The organism is Variovorax sp. Varisp46 (assembly GCF_059491885.1).
The window spans coordinates 2916937-2932112 of record NZ_CP168515.1; the positions used below are offsets into that span (position 1 = coordinate 2916937).

The window sequence follows — 15176 nt, forward strand, 5'->3', positions numbered from 1 at the left end:
GGTTCTTCAGTCGCGCAACGAGCGGTGGGTGAGCGCCATGAACAGCTGCTCCAGGTCATGGCGGCCGAATTCGGCGTGGCGCACCTCGATGCCCGCGGCTTCCAGAGCAGCCAGCACCGGCGCCGGGCCGCTCCCTGCGTTCAGGTGAATGCGCCAGTGCGCGCCGCCCTGCTCCACCGTGCCGAAGCGCGAGAGCATGCCGGCGTCGAGCCCGTCGGCGGCCAGCGTGAGCAGCATCGCGCTCTTCGACAGCAGCCCGTCGAGCGAGCCTTCGCGCAGCACGTGTCCACGGTCGAGGATGGCGACGCGATCTGCAATGGCCTCGATCTCCTCCATGTAGTGCGAGGCGTAGATCACCGCCGCGCCCTGCTGCGCGAGGCTCCGGATCGCGTCGAGGATGAACGCGCGCGATTGCGGATCGACGCCCACGGTGGGCTCGTCGAACAGCATCAGCTCGGGCTCGGGCAGCAAGGCAATCGCAAGGTTGAGCCGGCGCTTGAGGCCGCCCGAGAGCCGCTCGGCGCGCACGCCCGCGAACTGCTCCAGCTGCGCGAATTGCGTACAGGCCTCGATGCGCTCCTTCTTGCGCGGGCCCGACAGCCTTCCCGCAGCGGCGAACACCGCCAGGTTCTCGGCCACGGTGAGCATCGGATAGAACGCCTGCTCCTGAGGTGCCACCGCGATGCGCGTCGGGGCCTTCGCACGCACCTGCTGCAGCGGCTGGCCGTCGATGAGGATCTCGCCCGACTGCACGGCCAACGCGCCCGACAAGTGCGAGATCAGCGTGGTCTTGCCCGCGCCGTTGGGGCCCAGCAGGCCCAGCACGCAGCCCCGTGGCACGGTGAGCGACACGTCCACCAGCGCGGGGGCGTCGGCGTTCGGATACCGGTGACCGAGGGTCTTCAACTCGAGCATGGGTCTGGCCTCGGGTTGCCGGGTGACGGGGGCGTGTCGGCGTGATCGCGCCCCGAACAACGAACAACAAGGAGAAAAGAACAACGCCCCATCTCAGGCCACGGCAGCCTTCAGGTCGCGAAAGAAGTTTTCTTCCTGCAGCGCCTGCTCGTGCAGCTTGGCAGCCAGCGCGGCGGGGTCGACCGCCTCTCGCCCCTTCACCATGCGCGCCGCCTTGAGCGCGAACGCACGCCAGCCGTCGCCGATGGCGATCAGCCGCTCGGACATCTGCTGCAGTTGCGGCTTGTCGAGCAGCTGTGCCGCCTCTTGCAGGAAACCCGCATAGATGAAGCGGAAACCCGCCCCGCCCGTGCCGATTTCTTCCTGCATGCGCACCACGTGGCCGATGAAGTCGACGCTGCGCGGATCGGTCGGCGACAGCTTCTGCATGCGCTTGGCCAGCGTCCGCATGCCGCGCACGCCGACGATGGGAATGGGCGCCAGCATGTTGCGCACCGTCTTGCGGATGGCCTTGACCACGGAGGCCGCATCGACCGTCTTGCGATCGATGGCCTGCGGGTAATACATGAGCCCCTTCGGCGCCAGCACGCCCTTGGCGAAGCGAGCGCGTGCCAGGTCGCCGCTCGGGCAGCGCACGGGCTCCTCGAACACCGGGTCGCTGATCAGGTAGTCGTCGCCGTCCTTCCCGTACACCAGCAGGTTGTGCGCATTGAAGTGGAAGCGCATGTTCGGCGGAAAGTACGGCAGCCAGTAGACCGAGGTCTGCAGGCCCACCAGCTGGCCATCGGCCAGCAAAGCATCGAGCCGCTGCTGTCCGGCCTCGGCGCTGCGAAAGGTCTCGAAGCGGAAGCGGGCGGCCATCGGCGCCAGCAGGCCCTTGATGATGGCCTTGGGCGGCATGCGGTACGAAATGAGCGGCAGGCCCGACAGCTTGATGAACGGCAGGTACGCGAACGAGATCGCGGACGACAGGCCGAGCGCCATGCTCTCGCTCATCGGTGCGCCGTGGTGGCGCATCAGGCTGGAGATGACGCCGCTTTCGCAATGCGCCGCCTGTTGGTGTTGGAAGTTCACGGCAGGCCCTGCAAGGTGGAGACGGAAAGCCCCAGCGCTTCGCCGTAGCGCGCGAGCTGGGCCGGCGACAGCGCCGCGAAATGGCGCGGCTGCAGGTGGCGCCGTACGCGCCATTGCCAGAAGCCGCTGGTCTGCGAGAGCAGCGCCACGTCCATGCGGCGCTCGTACATCCAGTATTCGAGCGGCGAGGCCTGCCCCGCCTTCACGCGCTCCTTCGCGGCCTGCGCCTGTTCGACGAGCACGTCGACCGCATGGCTGGTGACGATCTCCTCCGCCTCCCAGCCGCGCGAAGTGGTGGTGACGACGCGGCCCTGCGCGTCGCGGGCGTACATCAGCTTGGAATGGCCGTCGAGGGTCGCATTGCCCTCCTGCGGTACTGCGTCGAGATCCATGGCTACACAGCCTCCATGTAGATGAAGCCGCTGGAGAAGCGGCCGCTCTCCGGCACGAACATCAGCAACTTCTGGCCACGCTGGATGCGGCCCGAGCGGAACAGCTCGTCGAGCATGATGTAAGGCGACGCCGAACCCGTGTTGCCCTTGCTCGCAAGATTGCTGAACCAGCGCTCGCGCGGAATCGGCAGGCCCAGCGATTCGAGGCACTGGCTCACCGGCTCGACGAAGTACTGCGACGACAGGTGCGGCAAAAACCAGTCGATGTCCGCCGACTTCAGCCCGCGCCGCTCGATGATGGCCGCCAGCGGCTCGCCCAGCGTGGCGCGCACGATGTTCTCGTTGAGCAGGCGCACGTCCTGCTTCACGGCGAAGGTCGACTCGCTCTGCCATTCGGCGGGCGTCTTGCGCCCCCAGCCGTCGAGGCCGCCTTCGGCATTCTTCTCGGCGCCGGCGTACATGCACACCGGCAGCTCATGCGCAGCCGACGACAGGTCGATCCAATCGACACGCAGCGACAGCGGCCCGCGCGGCTCGCGCTCCAGCAGCACGGCGCCGGCACCGTCGGACAGCATCCAGCGCAGGAAGTCCTTCTCGAAGGCCAGTTCGGGCCGCGCCTCCAGCGCCTCGAGCTTGTGCTCCAGCTCGGCCTCGAAGCGCGAGCCGCGCATGACGGCCGAGGCCAGCTCCGAACCCGTGGCCACCGCACGCTGCGCATCGCCCGCGCGCACCGAGAGCCACGCATGCTTCAGCGCGGTGGCGCCGGCCAGGCAGATGCCCGCGCAGGCCACCACTTCGAGCCGGGGCCAGCCGAGTTCGCCATGCACCATCACCGCGTGGTTGGGCATGAGCTGGTCGGGCAGCGAGGTGCCGGTGACGAGGCAGTCGACCGGGCCAATATCGCCGAGCGCGCGGATGGCCGAGGCGGTGAGCTGCGCGTTGGTCATGGCCAGCTCGCCGGTGGCGCGGTCGATGGCGTAGTGGCGCGACTGGATGCCGTTGCTGCGAAGAATCAGCCGCCGCGCGCGAGAAGCCTTGCCGCCGATGCGGCCGAGGACGTCTTCGATGTCTTCATTGCTGACGGGGGGAAACGGCAGAAAGGCGGCGGTGCGGGTCAGGAAGACATCAGTTGTCATAGAGAGCAGTGCGATCCGTGGCCGAGCCCGACGGGCACTCGAATTGAGCCGTCATTTTAGTCAGCCACCCTCTGAACAAAGGCCGCAGGAGCGCCTGCAGCGTCAGGCTCACCGGCACCACCGTGACGATCAGCGCGATCAGGAACAGCACGTACAACAGCAGCAGCGGCTTGCGCTGCCATGCACCTGGACTGCCGGCCGCCATGATCAGCTTGCCCCACAGGTAGAAGCTGCGGGTGCCGGCCTTCTCGCTGATGAGCAATTTCGCGTCGGCCCGCACGGCGCCCAGGCCGGCCAGCAAAGGCTGCGTCCCACGCTCCTGGCCGCTGTGCAACGCATCGCGCAGGGCACGCCCGAAGCGGGCGGTGCCGCGGATCTGGCTGTTGCTGAGCCCGGCATCGGGCATGCCCCAGAAGCCGCGCTTGCGGCCCCAGATCAGCCAGGCCGGCGTGGTGAAGAAGGTGGCGAGCGTGGGGCCGGGGTCGGTGAGCACCACGTTGTCGATCAGGCGCGCGCCCACGTCATCGAGCATGCCCTTGAGCTTCTCATGGGCCAGCAGCCACATGTTGCGGCACGCGATGACCGTGACCACGGGTTTGCCCTTGAGCAGCCGCGCCGCCACCGGGTGCTTCAGAAAAGCCGCAACGGGCTGCGAAGGTGCCAGGAACCACACCTGGTAGGGCAGCACGATCAGGTCGAAGTCTTCCTCGCCCGTGAGCGACAGCGGCGCGAGCGGCTGCGGCTTCATGTGGGCCGACTCGGGGAAGGCGTCGAAGAAAGTCAGGAAGGGCCAGGGAAAGGGATACGGCTTCTGCGGCCGCAGTGTTTCTTCGTGCACCTGGATCGACGGGTCGGCGCGCAGCGGGGCGGCGATCTGCTCGGCGACCTCGTCGAGCTGGCCGGACTGCGAATAGCGCAGGACCAGGACGCGCTTGACGCTTCGAGGGGCGGCTGCTGGGTCCGTGCGTGGGGGGCTGGAAAGGCTGGAGGTCACTGGCGGTGGCGTTTCGGGGGCCGTCGAATGTACGCGAAGCCCGTGCCGAACGCATCTGCCATTGGTCATGCGTCGCGACAATCAGACGGCCGGATCGGTCATATGGCCGCAATGCGGGAAAAGAACAAAAAGGGCCGCACCTCGCGGCACGGCCCTTGTCACGGCGATCTTTTCAGAACGCGGACGCTGTATGCAAGGCTCAGCGCACCTTGCCTTCCTTCCAGGCGGTCAGCAGCTTGTTGTAGTCGATGGTCTCGCCCTTCGGCTTTTCGTTGGCCAGCTTCTTCCACGGGGCATGGTCGTCGCTCAGGTACTTGGCCGGATCACCCTTGGGGTTCAGCTTGGGCGCGCAATGGGCCATGCCGGCGCGCTCGAGGCGGGCCATCACGTTGTCCATCTCGTCGGCCAGGTTGTCCATTGCCTTCTGCGGGGTCTTCTCGCCCGTGACGGCCTCCGCCACGTTCTTCCACCAGAGCTGCGCGAGCTTCGGATAGTCGGGTACGTTGGTGCCGGTCGGCGTCCATGCCACGCGTGCCGGGCTGCGGTAGAACTCGATCAGGCCGCCGTACTTGTTGGCGTTCTGCGTGAAGTAGTCCGCACGGATGTCGCTGTCGCGGATGAATGTCAGCCCGGTGATCGACTTCTTCAGCGAGGTGGTCTTGGCGGTGATGAACTGCGCGTAGAGCCATGCTGCCGCCGTCTTGTTGGCGTCATGGCCCTTGAAGAAGGTCCACGAGCCCACGTCCTGGTAGCCGTTCTGCATGCCCTGCTTCCAGTACGGACCGTTCGGGCCGGGGGCCATGCGCCACTTGGGGGAGCCGTCGTCGTTCACGACCGGCAGGCCCTTCTTGGTCATGTCGGCGGTGAAGGCCGTGTACCAGAAGATCTGCTGCGCGATCTGGCCCTGGGCCGGCACTGGACCGGATTCGCCGAAGGTCATGCCCATGGCCTCCTTGGGCGCGTACTTCTTCATCCAGTCGATGTACTTGGTGAGCGCGTACACGGCGGCTGGCGAGTTGGTGGCACCGCCGCGCGACACCGAGGCACCGGTAGGCGTGCACTTGTCGTCGGCCACGCGGATGCCCCATTCGTCGATCGGCATGCCGTTGGGAATTCCCTTGTCGGCGGAGCCGGCCATCGACAGCCACGCATCGGTGAAGCGCCAGCCGAGCGACGGGTCTTTCTTGCCGTAGTCCATGTGGCCGTAGATTGGCTTGCCGTCGATGGTCTTCACGTCGACGCTGAAGAACTCGGCGATGTCTTCATAGGCGCTCCAGTTCAGCGGCACGCCCAGGTCGTAGCCGTACTTGGCCTTGAACTTGTCCTGCAGGTCCTTGCGCGCGAACAGGTCGGCGCGGAACCAGTACAGGTTGGCGAACTGCTGGTCGGGCAACTGGTACAGCTGGCCGTCGGGTGCGGTGGTGAAGCTGGTACCGATGAAGTCCTTCAGGTCGAGGCCGGGGTTGGTGAACTCCTTGCCGGCGCCCTTCATGTAGTCGGTCAGCGACATGATCTTGCCGTAGCGATAGTGCGTGCCGATCAGGTCGGAGTCGGAAATCCAGCCGTCATAGATCGACTTGCCCGACTGCATCGAGGTCTGCAGCTTCTCGACCACGTCGCCTTCCTGGATCAGGTCGTGCTTGACCTTGATGCCGGTGATTTCCTCGAAGGCCTTGGCCAGTGTCTTCGATTCGTATTCGTGGGTGGTCAGGGTTTCGGAGACGACGGACACCTCCTTCACGCCCTTGGCCTGCAGCTTCTTGGCCGCATCGATGAACCATTTCATTTCCTCCATCTGCTTGTCCTTGGACAAGGTCGATGGCTGGAACTCGCTGTCGATCCATTTCTTGGCTTCGGCCTCGCCAGCCGTCGCCGCACCATGCGCGGCGAACATCGCCGCTGCCAGTGCCAATGCCGTGTAGCGCATCTTCATGAAGTTGTCTCCTCGGTTGTTGCTTCCCCGGTGTTGTGTTCGATCACGGCTCCGGGGAGGCGGAGAGCCGGAACGCGTCTGAGAAGACGAAAGGAAATGTTCAGCCCTTGCGCATCACCAGCGCGAGCAGGCCCATCGACAGCACGAAGCTGATCCAGATCGAAGGCTCGGCCTCGAGGCTGAACCACTCCTGGAACTTGCCCGCCAGGCCGATGAAGACCAGGTTCACATACGCCGCCGACAGCAGCCCGATGAACAGCCGGTCGCCACGCGTGGTGGCCATCGGCAGCCAGCCGCGCCGCAGCGTGGTGGGCGACTTGAATTCCCACACCGTCATGCCGACCAGCATGAGTGCGATGCAGCTGAAGAAAACGGCCACGGGGGTGGTCCATACCATCCAGTCGAACATGCTCTATTTCCTTGTCTTTTCTTGCTCCTTCCCCTTCCGGGCGAGGGAGAGAAACCATCATTCAAACGCGCCCCATCGCGAAACCCTTCGCGATGTAGTGGCGCACGAACCAGATCACGATCGCGCCCGGCACGATGGTCAGCACGCCGGCCGCTGCCAGCGTTGCCCAATCCATGCCCGACGCGCTCACCGTGCGCGTCATCGTCGCGACGATGGGCTTGGCGTTCACGCTCGTGAGCGTGCGCGCCAGCAACAGCTCGACCCAGCTGAACATGAAGCAGAAGAACGCCGCCACGCCCACGCCGGCCTTGATGAGCGGCAGGAAGATGGTGAGGAAGAAGCGCGGGAACGAATAGCCGTCGATGTACGCCGTCTCGTCGATCTCGCGCGGGATGCCGCTCATGAAGCCCTCCAGGATCCACACCGCCAGCGGCACGTTGAACAACAGGTGCGCGAGCGCCACGCCCAGGTGCGTGTCCATGAGGCCGACCGTGCTGTAGAGCTGGAAGAACGGCAGCAGGAACACCGCGGGCGGCGTCATGCGGTTGGTCAGCAGCCAGAAGAACACGTGCTTGTCGCCCAGGAACGAATAGCGCGAGAACGCATAGGCCGCCGGCAGCGCCACGGTGAGCGAGATGACCGTGTTGATCGCCACGTAGATCAGGCTGTTGATGTAGCCCGAGTACCACGACTCGTCGGTGAAAATGCGCGCGTAATTGGCCCAGGTGAGCTGCTGCGGGAAGAACGAGAAGCTCGACAGAATCTCCTCGTTCGTCTTGAAGCTCATGTTGACCATCCAGTAGATGGGCAGCAGCGCGAACAGGATGTACAGCACCAGGAAGATGCTGCGCTTGTGAAATCTCTTCTCGTTCATTTCTCCACCTCCGCTTCCTGCGTACCGACCCGCTGCATCCAGTTGTAGAGCACGAAGCAGAACAGCAGGATGATGAGGAAATAGATCAGCGAGAACGCTGCCGCCGGCCCCAGGTCGAACTGCCCCACGGCCTTCTGCGTGAGGTACTGGCTCAGGAAGGTGGTCGCATTGCCCGGCCCGCCGCCCGTCAGCACGAAGGGCTCGGTGTAGATCATGAAGCTGTCCATGAAGCGCAGCAGCACGGCGATCATCAGCACACCGCGCATCTTGGGCAGCTGGATGAAACGGAACACCGCGAACTTGCTCGCGCCGTCGATGCGCGCGGCCTGGTAGTAGGCGTCGGGAATGGAGCGCAGGCCCGCATAGCACAGCAGCGCCACCAGCGGCGTCCAGTGCCAAACGTCCATCACCAGCACGGTGAGCCACGCATCGGTAGCGCTGCCGGTGTAGTTGTATTCGATGCCCAGGGTCTGCAGCGCGTGGCCCAGCAGGCCGATGTCGGCGCGCCCGTAGATTTGCCAGATGGTGCCGACCACGTTCCATGGGATGAGCAGCGACAGCGCCACCACCACCAGCACGGCCGACGACTTCCAGCCCTTGGCCGGCATCGACAGCGCCAGGCCGATGCCCAGCGGAATCTCGACCAGCAGCACCGACAGCGAGAAGCCCAGCTGGCGCCACAGCGCCTGGTGCAGCTCGTCGTCGCGCATCACCGCGGCGAACCATTCGGTGCCCACGAACACGCGGCGCTCGGGCGAGATGATGTCCTGCACCGAGTAGTTGACCACCGTCATGAGCGGCACGATGGCCGAGAAGGCCACGCAGATCAGCACTGGCAGCACGAGCCACCAGGCTTTCTGATTGATTGGCTTGGTGGTTGCGTTCATGCGACCAGTTCCTCATCCTTGTAATAGCAGGTGTGCGTGTCTAGCACCCGCACCCATACCGTGTCTCCCACTGCGGGCGGCCGGTCGTCCGAATGCAGCCGCACCTTCAGCAGGCTACCGCCGGCTTCCACGCCCAGCATCACGTGCGTGCCCACGTCCTGCACCTGCTTCACCACGGCCGGCACCGCACCGGCCGCGCCTGCATTCGACAGACGCAGGTACTCGGGGCGGATGCCGATCTTCAGCGGCCCCTGCGGCAATTCCCGCGTGGACGCCAGCGGCGTGCCCGCCACTTCGATGGTGCCGTTCGCGCTCTGCGCGGACAGGAAGTTCATGCCCGGCGAACCGATGAAATGCCCGACGAAGGTATGGGCCGGCCGCTCGAACAGCGCGTCGGCGCTGCCCACCTGCACGGCCTTGCCGCGCGTCATGACCACCACCTCTTCCGCGAAGGTGAGCGCCTCGACCTGGTCGTGCGTCACGTAGATCAGCGTGAGCTTCAACTCGCGGTGGATCTGCTTGAGCTTGCGGCGCAGCTGCCACTTCAGGTGCGGGTCGATCACGGTGAGCGGCTCGTCGAACAGCACCGCCGATACGTCGCTGCGCACCAGCCCGCGTCCCAGCGAGATCTTCTGCTTGGCGTCAGCCGCCAGACCGGCCGCGCGCTGGTTGAGCTGCCCGCTCATGTCGAGCATCTCGGCAATCTCGCCGACGCGCTTCTTGATCTGGTCGGCCGGCACCTTGCGGTTGCGCAGCGGGAACGCGAGGTTCTCGGCCACGGTCATGGTGTCGTAGATCACCGGGAACTGGAACACCTGCGCGATGTTGCGCTCCTGCGGCGTGGCCCGCGTCATGTCGCGGCCGTCGAAGCTCACCGTGCCCTGCGAAGGCACGAGCAGGCCCGAGATGATGTTCAGCATGGTCGTCTTGCCGCAGCCCGAGGGGCCGAGCAAGGCATAGGCGCCGCCGTCGCGGAAGCTCATCTTCAGCGGGAGCAGCGCGTAGTCGCTGTCCTGCGTGGGGTTCGCACGGTATGCGTGGGCCAGGTCGAGATCGATGCGTGCCATGTCAGCTCTCCTTCACGCTTCCGCGTGATACGCAATGCATGAAACAGTCGAGACCTTGTCGCGGAACACCGCGGAACCGGCTTTGCCGGGCCGCTGGTGTTGCCCCCTGGAAGGGGGTTGGCGAAGCGACACGAAGTGCGCGAAGACTGGGGGTCATCCTATTTCCTCGGCGCCAGCGCCAGTTTTTCACTGGCATCGAACACATAGGCCTGCGACGCGCTGAAGTACAGCGTGATCGGCGCGCCCAGCTCGAAACGATGCACGCCGGTGAGCTGCGCCACCAGTTCGCCCACCGCGGTCTCGACGTGCACGAAGGTGTCGGAGCCCGAGATCTCGGCCAGCTCCACCTTGCCGGGCAAGGCGATGTCGCCCTCACTCGCGCCCACGTTCAATGCGCTCGCGCGCAAGCCGACCGTGACAGCACCCGATACGCCTTCAGGCAAGGCCAGCGCCAGTGCGGGGCCACCCGCGAGTTGCACCTTGCCGGCGGCCGCCGTGCCCTGCAGCAGGTTCATCGGCGGATCGCTGAAGGCGCGCGCCACGCGCAGCGATTGCGGCGCATGGAACACCTCGGCGGTCGGGCCGTACTGCAGCAGTTCGCCGGCATCCATCACCGCCGTGTAGCCGCCGAGCAGCAAGGCCTCGCCCGGTTCGGTGGTGGCGTAGATCACGGTCGAGTCGCCGGTGGCGAAGAGCTGCGTGAGCTCTTCGCGCAGGCCTTCGCGCAGTTTGTAGTCGAGGTTGACCAGTGGCTCGTCGAGCAGCATCAGCGGTGCGTTCTTGGCAAGCGCGCGTGCCAGCGCCACGCGCTGCTGCTGCCCGCCAGAGAGCTCGGCCGGCAGGCGGTCGAGGAACATGCCGATGTGCAGCTTCTCGGCCAGCGCCTTCACCCGTGCCTCGATGTTCGTCTCGCCGCGCAGCTTCAGCGGCGAGGCGATGTTGTCCGACACCTTGAGCGACGGATAGTTGATGAACTGCTGGTAGACCATCGCGACATTGCGTTCGCGCACGGGCATGCCGGTCACGTCCTTGCCGTCGACCAGCACCTTGCCTTCGGTCGGCGTGTCGAGTCCGGCCATCAGCCGCATGAGGCTGGTCTTGCCGGCCTGCGTGGCGCCCAGCAGCACGGTGACCGCGCCGCTTCGGGGCGCGATGCTCTGCTCGTAGAGCCATGTCTGCGCTCCCACCTTCTTGGTGACGCGCTCCAGTGTCAATTGCATTGGCGCTGCTCTCTTTTACGGATCTAGTTGCTCTTGGGATGGGACTGCAGCCAGAGCGCGACCTGCTCGCGCTCTTCGGCCGTGTAGTGCAGCCCCAGCTTGGACCGCCGCCAGAGCACGTCTTCGGCGCTCACGGCCCATTCGTGGTCCTGCAGGAAGCGCAGTTCGCGCTCGTACAGGCCCGGCGCCACTTCGGCGCCCAGGTCGGCAAAGGACCTCGCATCACCGAGCAGGTCCGCAATGCGGGCGCCGTAGCCGCGCGCGAAGCGGCGTGCCAGTTGGCCGTAGAGCCACGGATACCTGGCCTGCACGGCCGATACGAAGCGCTCGAAATCGTCATCGGGCCGGCTGGCAGCGCCGATCCAGGCCGACAGGTCGCCGCCCGCGAGGAAGGCGCCGTCGGTCCAGGCCGGGCGTTGCGCGCTCGACTGCCCGAGCATCTTGCCGACCTCGTCGGCCGCGTCTTCGGCCAGCTTGCGGAAGGTGGTGATCTTGCCGCCCCATACCGACAGCAGCGGCGCGGCCGTGGTGTTCGATTCGAGCATGTAGTCGCGCGTGACGGCCGAAGGGTCGCCCGAGTCGTCGTCGAGCAGCGGACGCACGCCCGAGTAGGTCCACACCACGTCGGCCGGCACGATGGGCTTCTCGAAGTAGCGGCTGGCCTGGGTGCACAGGTAGTCGATTTCCTCCTGCGCGATGCGTGCGGCGCCCGGGTCGTCGCCGGTGAGTTCGATGTCGGTGGTGCCGATCAGCGTGAACTCGTCCTGGTAGGGAATGGCGAAGATGATCCGCTTGTCGGGGTTCTGGAAGATGTAGGCGTGGTCGTGCTCGAACAGGCGCGGCACGACGATGTGGCTGCCCTTCACGAGCCGCAGGCTCTTGGTGGCCAGCGCCTCGCCCCTGGCCGACTGCGCGACGCCGCGCAGAAAGGATTCGGCCCACGGCCCCGCGGCATTGACCACCGCGCGGGCGCGCAGCGTGCGCTTGCCGCCGTCAGCGCCCAGCAGCGTCGCGGTCCAGCCGTCGGCATCGCGCTGCGCATTCACGCAGCGCGTGCGGGTCAGCACCTCGGCGCCGCGCGCCTGCGCGTCGAGCGCGTTGAGCACCACGAGGCGCGCGTCGTCGACCCAGCCGTCGGAGTAGATGAAGCCGCGCTTGTACTGGTCCTTCAGCGGCTTGCCGGCCGCGTGCTTGCGCAGATCGACGCTGCGCGAACCCGGCAGCACCTCGCGCCTGGCGAGATGGTCGTACATGAACAAGCCGATGCGGATCATCCAGGCCGGGCGCATCGACGGGTCATGCGGCATCACGAAGCGCAGCGGCCACATGATGTGCGGCGCGCTCTTGAGCAGCACCTCGCGCTCCTGCAGCGCCTTGCGCACAAGCGAGAACTCGTAGTACTCGAGGTAGCGCAGCCCGCCGTGGATCAGCTTGGTGGAGGAAGAAGAAGTGTGCGAGGCGAGATCGTCCTTTTCGCACAGCACCACGCGCCAGCCGCGGCCAGCGAGGTCGCGCGCAATGCCACAGCCGTTGATGCCGCCGCCGACGATCAGCACGTCGCAATCGGTGGCTGGCGCGGGCGAACTGGAAGAAAAATCGCTCACAGAAAGGAGTCCGTTGAAGCGTGACTTTGGTCACTGACGGCGGCCATTGTATTTTCGTGTTTTTTCATTTGGATTCCTTTTAGCGCGATTTCCCCCCGAGTTTTCCCTTAGGCATCTTCGTTTTCGTTCGTTTTAAAGTGGCACGCGCTGTACCCTTGCCCCCACTCTTCCCGCTTTCCACGACGCCCTTGTGAATTCCAACCCGCGCCAGATCAACCTCCTGGACACCGTGCGAACGCGCGGTTCCGTCACCGTCGAACAGCTGGCGGACATGCTCGGCGTCACTCTCCAGACCGTGCGGCGCGACGTGCAGCGGCTGGCCGACGAGGGGTTGCTCACGCGCTTTCACGGCGGCGTGCGCATGCCCAGCTCGACCACGGAAAACATCGGCTACCAGCAGCGCGAGACGCTGCATGCCGAAGGCAAGGCGCGCATCGCCCGCCGCGTGGCGGAGCTGGTGCCCAATGACTGCTCGCTGATCCTCAACATTGGTACCACCACCGAGGCCATCGCCAAGGCGCTGCTGCGCCACACCGGCCTGCGCGTGATCACCAACAACCTGAACGTGGCCACCATCCTGAGCGGCAACACATCGTGCGAGGTGATCGTGGCGGGCGGCTCGGTGCGCCCGCGCGACCGCGCCATCGTGGGCGAGGCCACCATCGATTTCATCCGCCAGTTCAAGGTCGACATCGCACTGATCGGCGTGTCGAGCATCGAGGCGGACGGCTCGCTGCGCGACTTCGACCTGCGCGAGGTGAAGGTGGCGCAGACCATCATTGCCCAGGCACGCGAGGTGTGGCTGGCGGCCGATGCGAGCAAGTTCAACCGGCCCGCGATGATCCAGCTGGGCACGCTGTCGCAGATCGACCGGCTGTTCACGGATGCGGAGCCGCCTGCGCCTTTTGCGGACCTGCTGCATGCGGCGCAGGTGCGCCTGGAAATCGCGCGTGAATCATGAGCACATCCCCTGTTGCTCCCGCCTTGCTCCCTCCCCCTCTGGGGGAGGGTTGGGGTGGGGGCACGGCGGCCTCCACAGACGCATCGCGCCCCATCGAAGGCCCGCCCCCATCCCGGCCCTCCCCCGGAGGGGGAAGGAGCAAGACAACGTCGGTTCGATGAGCGGACTCAGAGAAACATTGCCCCTATGACCACCTACCTGCTAGCCCTCGACCAAGGCACCTCCAGCTCGCGCAGCATCGTGTTCGACCGCGAAGGCCACATCGTCGCCATAGCCCAGAAGGAACTCACGCAGATCTATCCGCAGCCGGGCTGGGTCGAGCACGACCCGATGGAAATCTGGCGCAGCCAGCTCGCCACCGCGCGCGAAGTGCTGGTGAAGGCGAAGCTGCAGCCCACCGACATTCACGCCATCGGCATCACCAACCAGCGCGAGACCACCGTCCTGTGGAACCGTAAGACCGGCCAGCCGGTGCACCACGCCATCGTCTGGCAGGACCGCCGCGCCGAGCCGCTGTGCGCGCAGCTGCGCGACGCGGGCATGACCGACACCATCCGCGAGAAGACCGGGCTGGTGATCGATGCGTACTTCTCCGGCACCAAGCTGCGCTGGCTGCTCGACAACGTGCCTGGCGCGCGCGCGCAGGCCGACCGCGGCGAACTGGCCTTCGGCACCGTCGACAGCTGGCTCATGTGGCAGCTCACCGGCGGCAAGGTGCACGTGACGGACGTCAGCAATGCCTCGCGCACGATGCTCTTCAACGTGCACCGGAACGAATGGGACGCCGACCTGCTCGCCGCACTGGAGATCCCCGCCGCGCTCATGCCGAAAGTGCAGCCGTCGAGTTCGCACTTCGCCGATACCGACGCGGCACTGCTGGGCCATGCGCTACCCATCGGCGGCGTGGCCGGCGACCAGCAGAGCGCCCTCTTCGGCCAGGCCTGCTTCGAGGCCGGCATGGCCAAGAACACCTACGGCACCGGCTGCTTTTTGCTGATGCACACGGGCGGCGCGTTCCAGCCCTCGCACAACGGACTGCTCGTGACCAGCGCCGCGCAGACCGACAAGACGCCGCAATACGCGATGGAAGGCAGCGTGTTCGTCGGCGGCGCCGTGGTGCAGTGGCTGCGCGACGGACTCAAGGCCATCAAGGGCAGCGCCGAGGTGCAGTCGCTGGCCGAGAGCGTGCCCGATGCGGGCGGCGTGATGATGGTGCCGGCCTTCACCGGCCTCGGCGCGCCCTACTGGGACGCGGACGCGCGCGGCACGATCACGGGGCTCACGCGCGGCACCACGGTCGCGCACATCGCGCGCGCCGCGCTCGAAAGCATCGCCTACCAGAGCGCCGCGCTGCTGCAGGCCATGAGCCGCGACGCAGTGGCTGCCGGCGGCAAGCCCGTGGCCGAGCTGCGCGTGGATGGCGGGGCGAGCGTGAACGACCTGCTGATGCAGTTCCAGGCCGACCTTCTGGGCATTCCGGTGGTGCGGCCCGAAGTGATCGAGACTACCGCGCTGGGCGCCGCGTACCTCGCGGGGCTGTCGACCGGCGTCTACACCGACGCGCGCCAGCTGTCGAAGCTGTGGAAGATCGAGCGCCGCTTCATGCCCACCATGGGCCGCGCGCAGGCGGAGGAGTCGATGGCACGCTGGGAGCGCGCGGTGCGGCAGGCCACGGCGACCTGATCGTCCCGGGGGCTACCGTGGGCGGTG

General features: G+C 66.3%; 14 protein-coding genes. 2 read left to right on the forward strand and 12 right to left on the reverse strand.

Annotation, left to right across the window (positions count from 1 at the left end; genetic code table 11):
- Window positions 1-6: 6 nt before the first annotated feature.
- From ACEN9N_RS13770 to glpD, 12 genes are all read right to left on the reverse strand, one after another.
- Complete coding sequence (locus ACEN9N_RS13770; protein ID WP_413315494.1) at window positions 7-915, reverse strand: ABC transporter ATP-binding protein; 909 nt, start codon at window positions 913-915, stop codon at window positions 7-9.
- Window positions 916-1008: 93 nt separating this feature from the next.
- A complete protein-coding gene (darH, locus tag ACEN9N_RS13775; protein ID WP_413315496.1) occupies window positions 1009-1989 on the reverse strand; it encodes a BtrH-related acyltransferase DarH in 981 nt (326 codons plus the stop codon).
- Window positions 1986-2381 carry a DarG family dialkylresorcinol biosynthesis protein gene (locus ACEN9N_RS13780; protein WP_007831610.1) on the reverse strand — a complete coding sequence of 132 codons (396 nt, stop codon included), beginning with the start codon at window positions 2379-2381 and terminating at the stop codon, window positions 1986-1988. Before ACEN9N_RS13780 ends, darH begins: the two co-directional genes overlap by 4 nt.
- Window positions 2382-2383: 2 nt before the next feature.
- Window positions 2384-3517, reverse strand: a complete 1134-nt coding sequence (locus ACEN9N_RS13785; protein ID WP_413335941.1) for a beta-ketoacyl-ACP synthase III — start codon at window positions 3515-3517, stop codon at window positions 2384-2386.
- Window positions 3507-4511, reverse strand: a complete 1005-nt coding sequence (locus ACEN9N_RS13790; protein WP_495656304.1) for a dialkylresorcinol condensing enzyme — start codon at window positions 4509-4511, stop codon at window positions 3507-3509. Before ACEN9N_RS13790 ends, ACEN9N_RS13785 begins: the two co-directional genes overlap by 11 nt.
- A gap of 199 nt (window positions 4512-4710) precedes the next feature.
- On the reverse strand, window positions 4711-6444 hold the full coding sequence (locus ACEN9N_RS13795) for an ABC transporter substrate-binding protein (protein ID WP_007831607.1): 1734 nt from the start codon (window positions 6442-6444) through the stop codon (window positions 4711-4713).
- 100 nt (window positions 6445-6544) lie between these two features.
- Window positions 6545-6853, reverse strand: coding sequence for a DUF2160 domain-containing protein (locus ACEN9N_RS13800; RefSeq protein WP_007831606.1), 309 nt, complete (start codon window positions 6851-6853; stop codon window positions 6545-6547).
- A gap of 61 nt (window positions 6854-6914) precedes the next feature.
- Window positions 6915-7727: a carbohydrate ABC transporter permease gene (locus ACEN9N_RS13805; protein ID WP_007831605.1), complete on the reverse strand. Its 813-nt coding sequence runs from the start codon at window positions 7725-7727 to the stop codon at window positions 6915-6917.
- Window positions 7724-8614, reverse strand: coding sequence for a carbohydrate ABC transporter permease (locus tag ACEN9N_RS13810; RefSeq protein ID WP_007831603.1), 891 nt, complete (start codon window positions 8612-8614; stop codon window positions 7724-7726). The genes ACEN9N_RS13805 and ACEN9N_RS13810 overlap by 4 nt, the downstream gene beginning before the upstream one ends.
- The gene (locus tag ACEN9N_RS13815; protein ID WP_495656305.1) at window positions 8611-9681 is read right to left on the reverse strand and encodes an ABC transporter ATP-binding protein; all 1071 of its coding nucleotides are present in this window, start codon (window positions 9679-9681) and stop codon (window positions 8611-8613) included. The genes ACEN9N_RS13810 and ACEN9N_RS13815 overlap by 4 nt, the downstream gene beginning before the upstream one ends.
- 158 nt (window positions 9682-9839) lie before the next feature.
- On the reverse strand, window positions 9840-10901 hold the full coding sequence (locus ACEN9N_RS13820; protein WP_413315500.1) for an ABC transporter ATP-binding protein: 1062 nt from the start codon (window positions 10899-10901) through the stop codon (window positions 9840-9842).
- A gap of 23 nt (window positions 10902-10924) precedes the next feature.
- Entirely contained in the window at window positions 10925-12505 is a 1581-nt protein-coding gene (glpD, locus tag ACEN9N_RS13825) for a glycerol-3-phosphate dehydrogenase (RefSeq protein WP_495656306.1), read from the reverse strand.
- Between the two features lie 190 nt (window positions 12506-12695).
- Here glpD and ACEN9N_RS13830 point away from each other — a divergent pair, with 190 nt between their 5' ends.
- Window positions 12696-13466 (forward strand): DeoR/GlpR family DNA-binding transcription regulator, encoded by a 771-nt coding sequence (locus ACEN9N_RS13830; protein ID WP_007831595.1) that lies wholly within the window; start codon window positions 12696-12698, stop codon window positions 13464-13466.
- A 186-nt stretch (window positions 13467-13652) separates the two neighbouring features.
- The gene (glpK, locus tag ACEN9N_RS13835) at window positions 13653-15149 is read left to right on the forward strand and encodes a glycerol kinase GlpK (RefSeq protein ID WP_413316147.1); all 1497 of its coding nucleotides are present in this window, start codon (window positions 13653-13655) and stop codon (window positions 15147-15149) included.
- The last annotated feature ends 27 nt before the right edge of the window (window positions 15150-15176 follow it).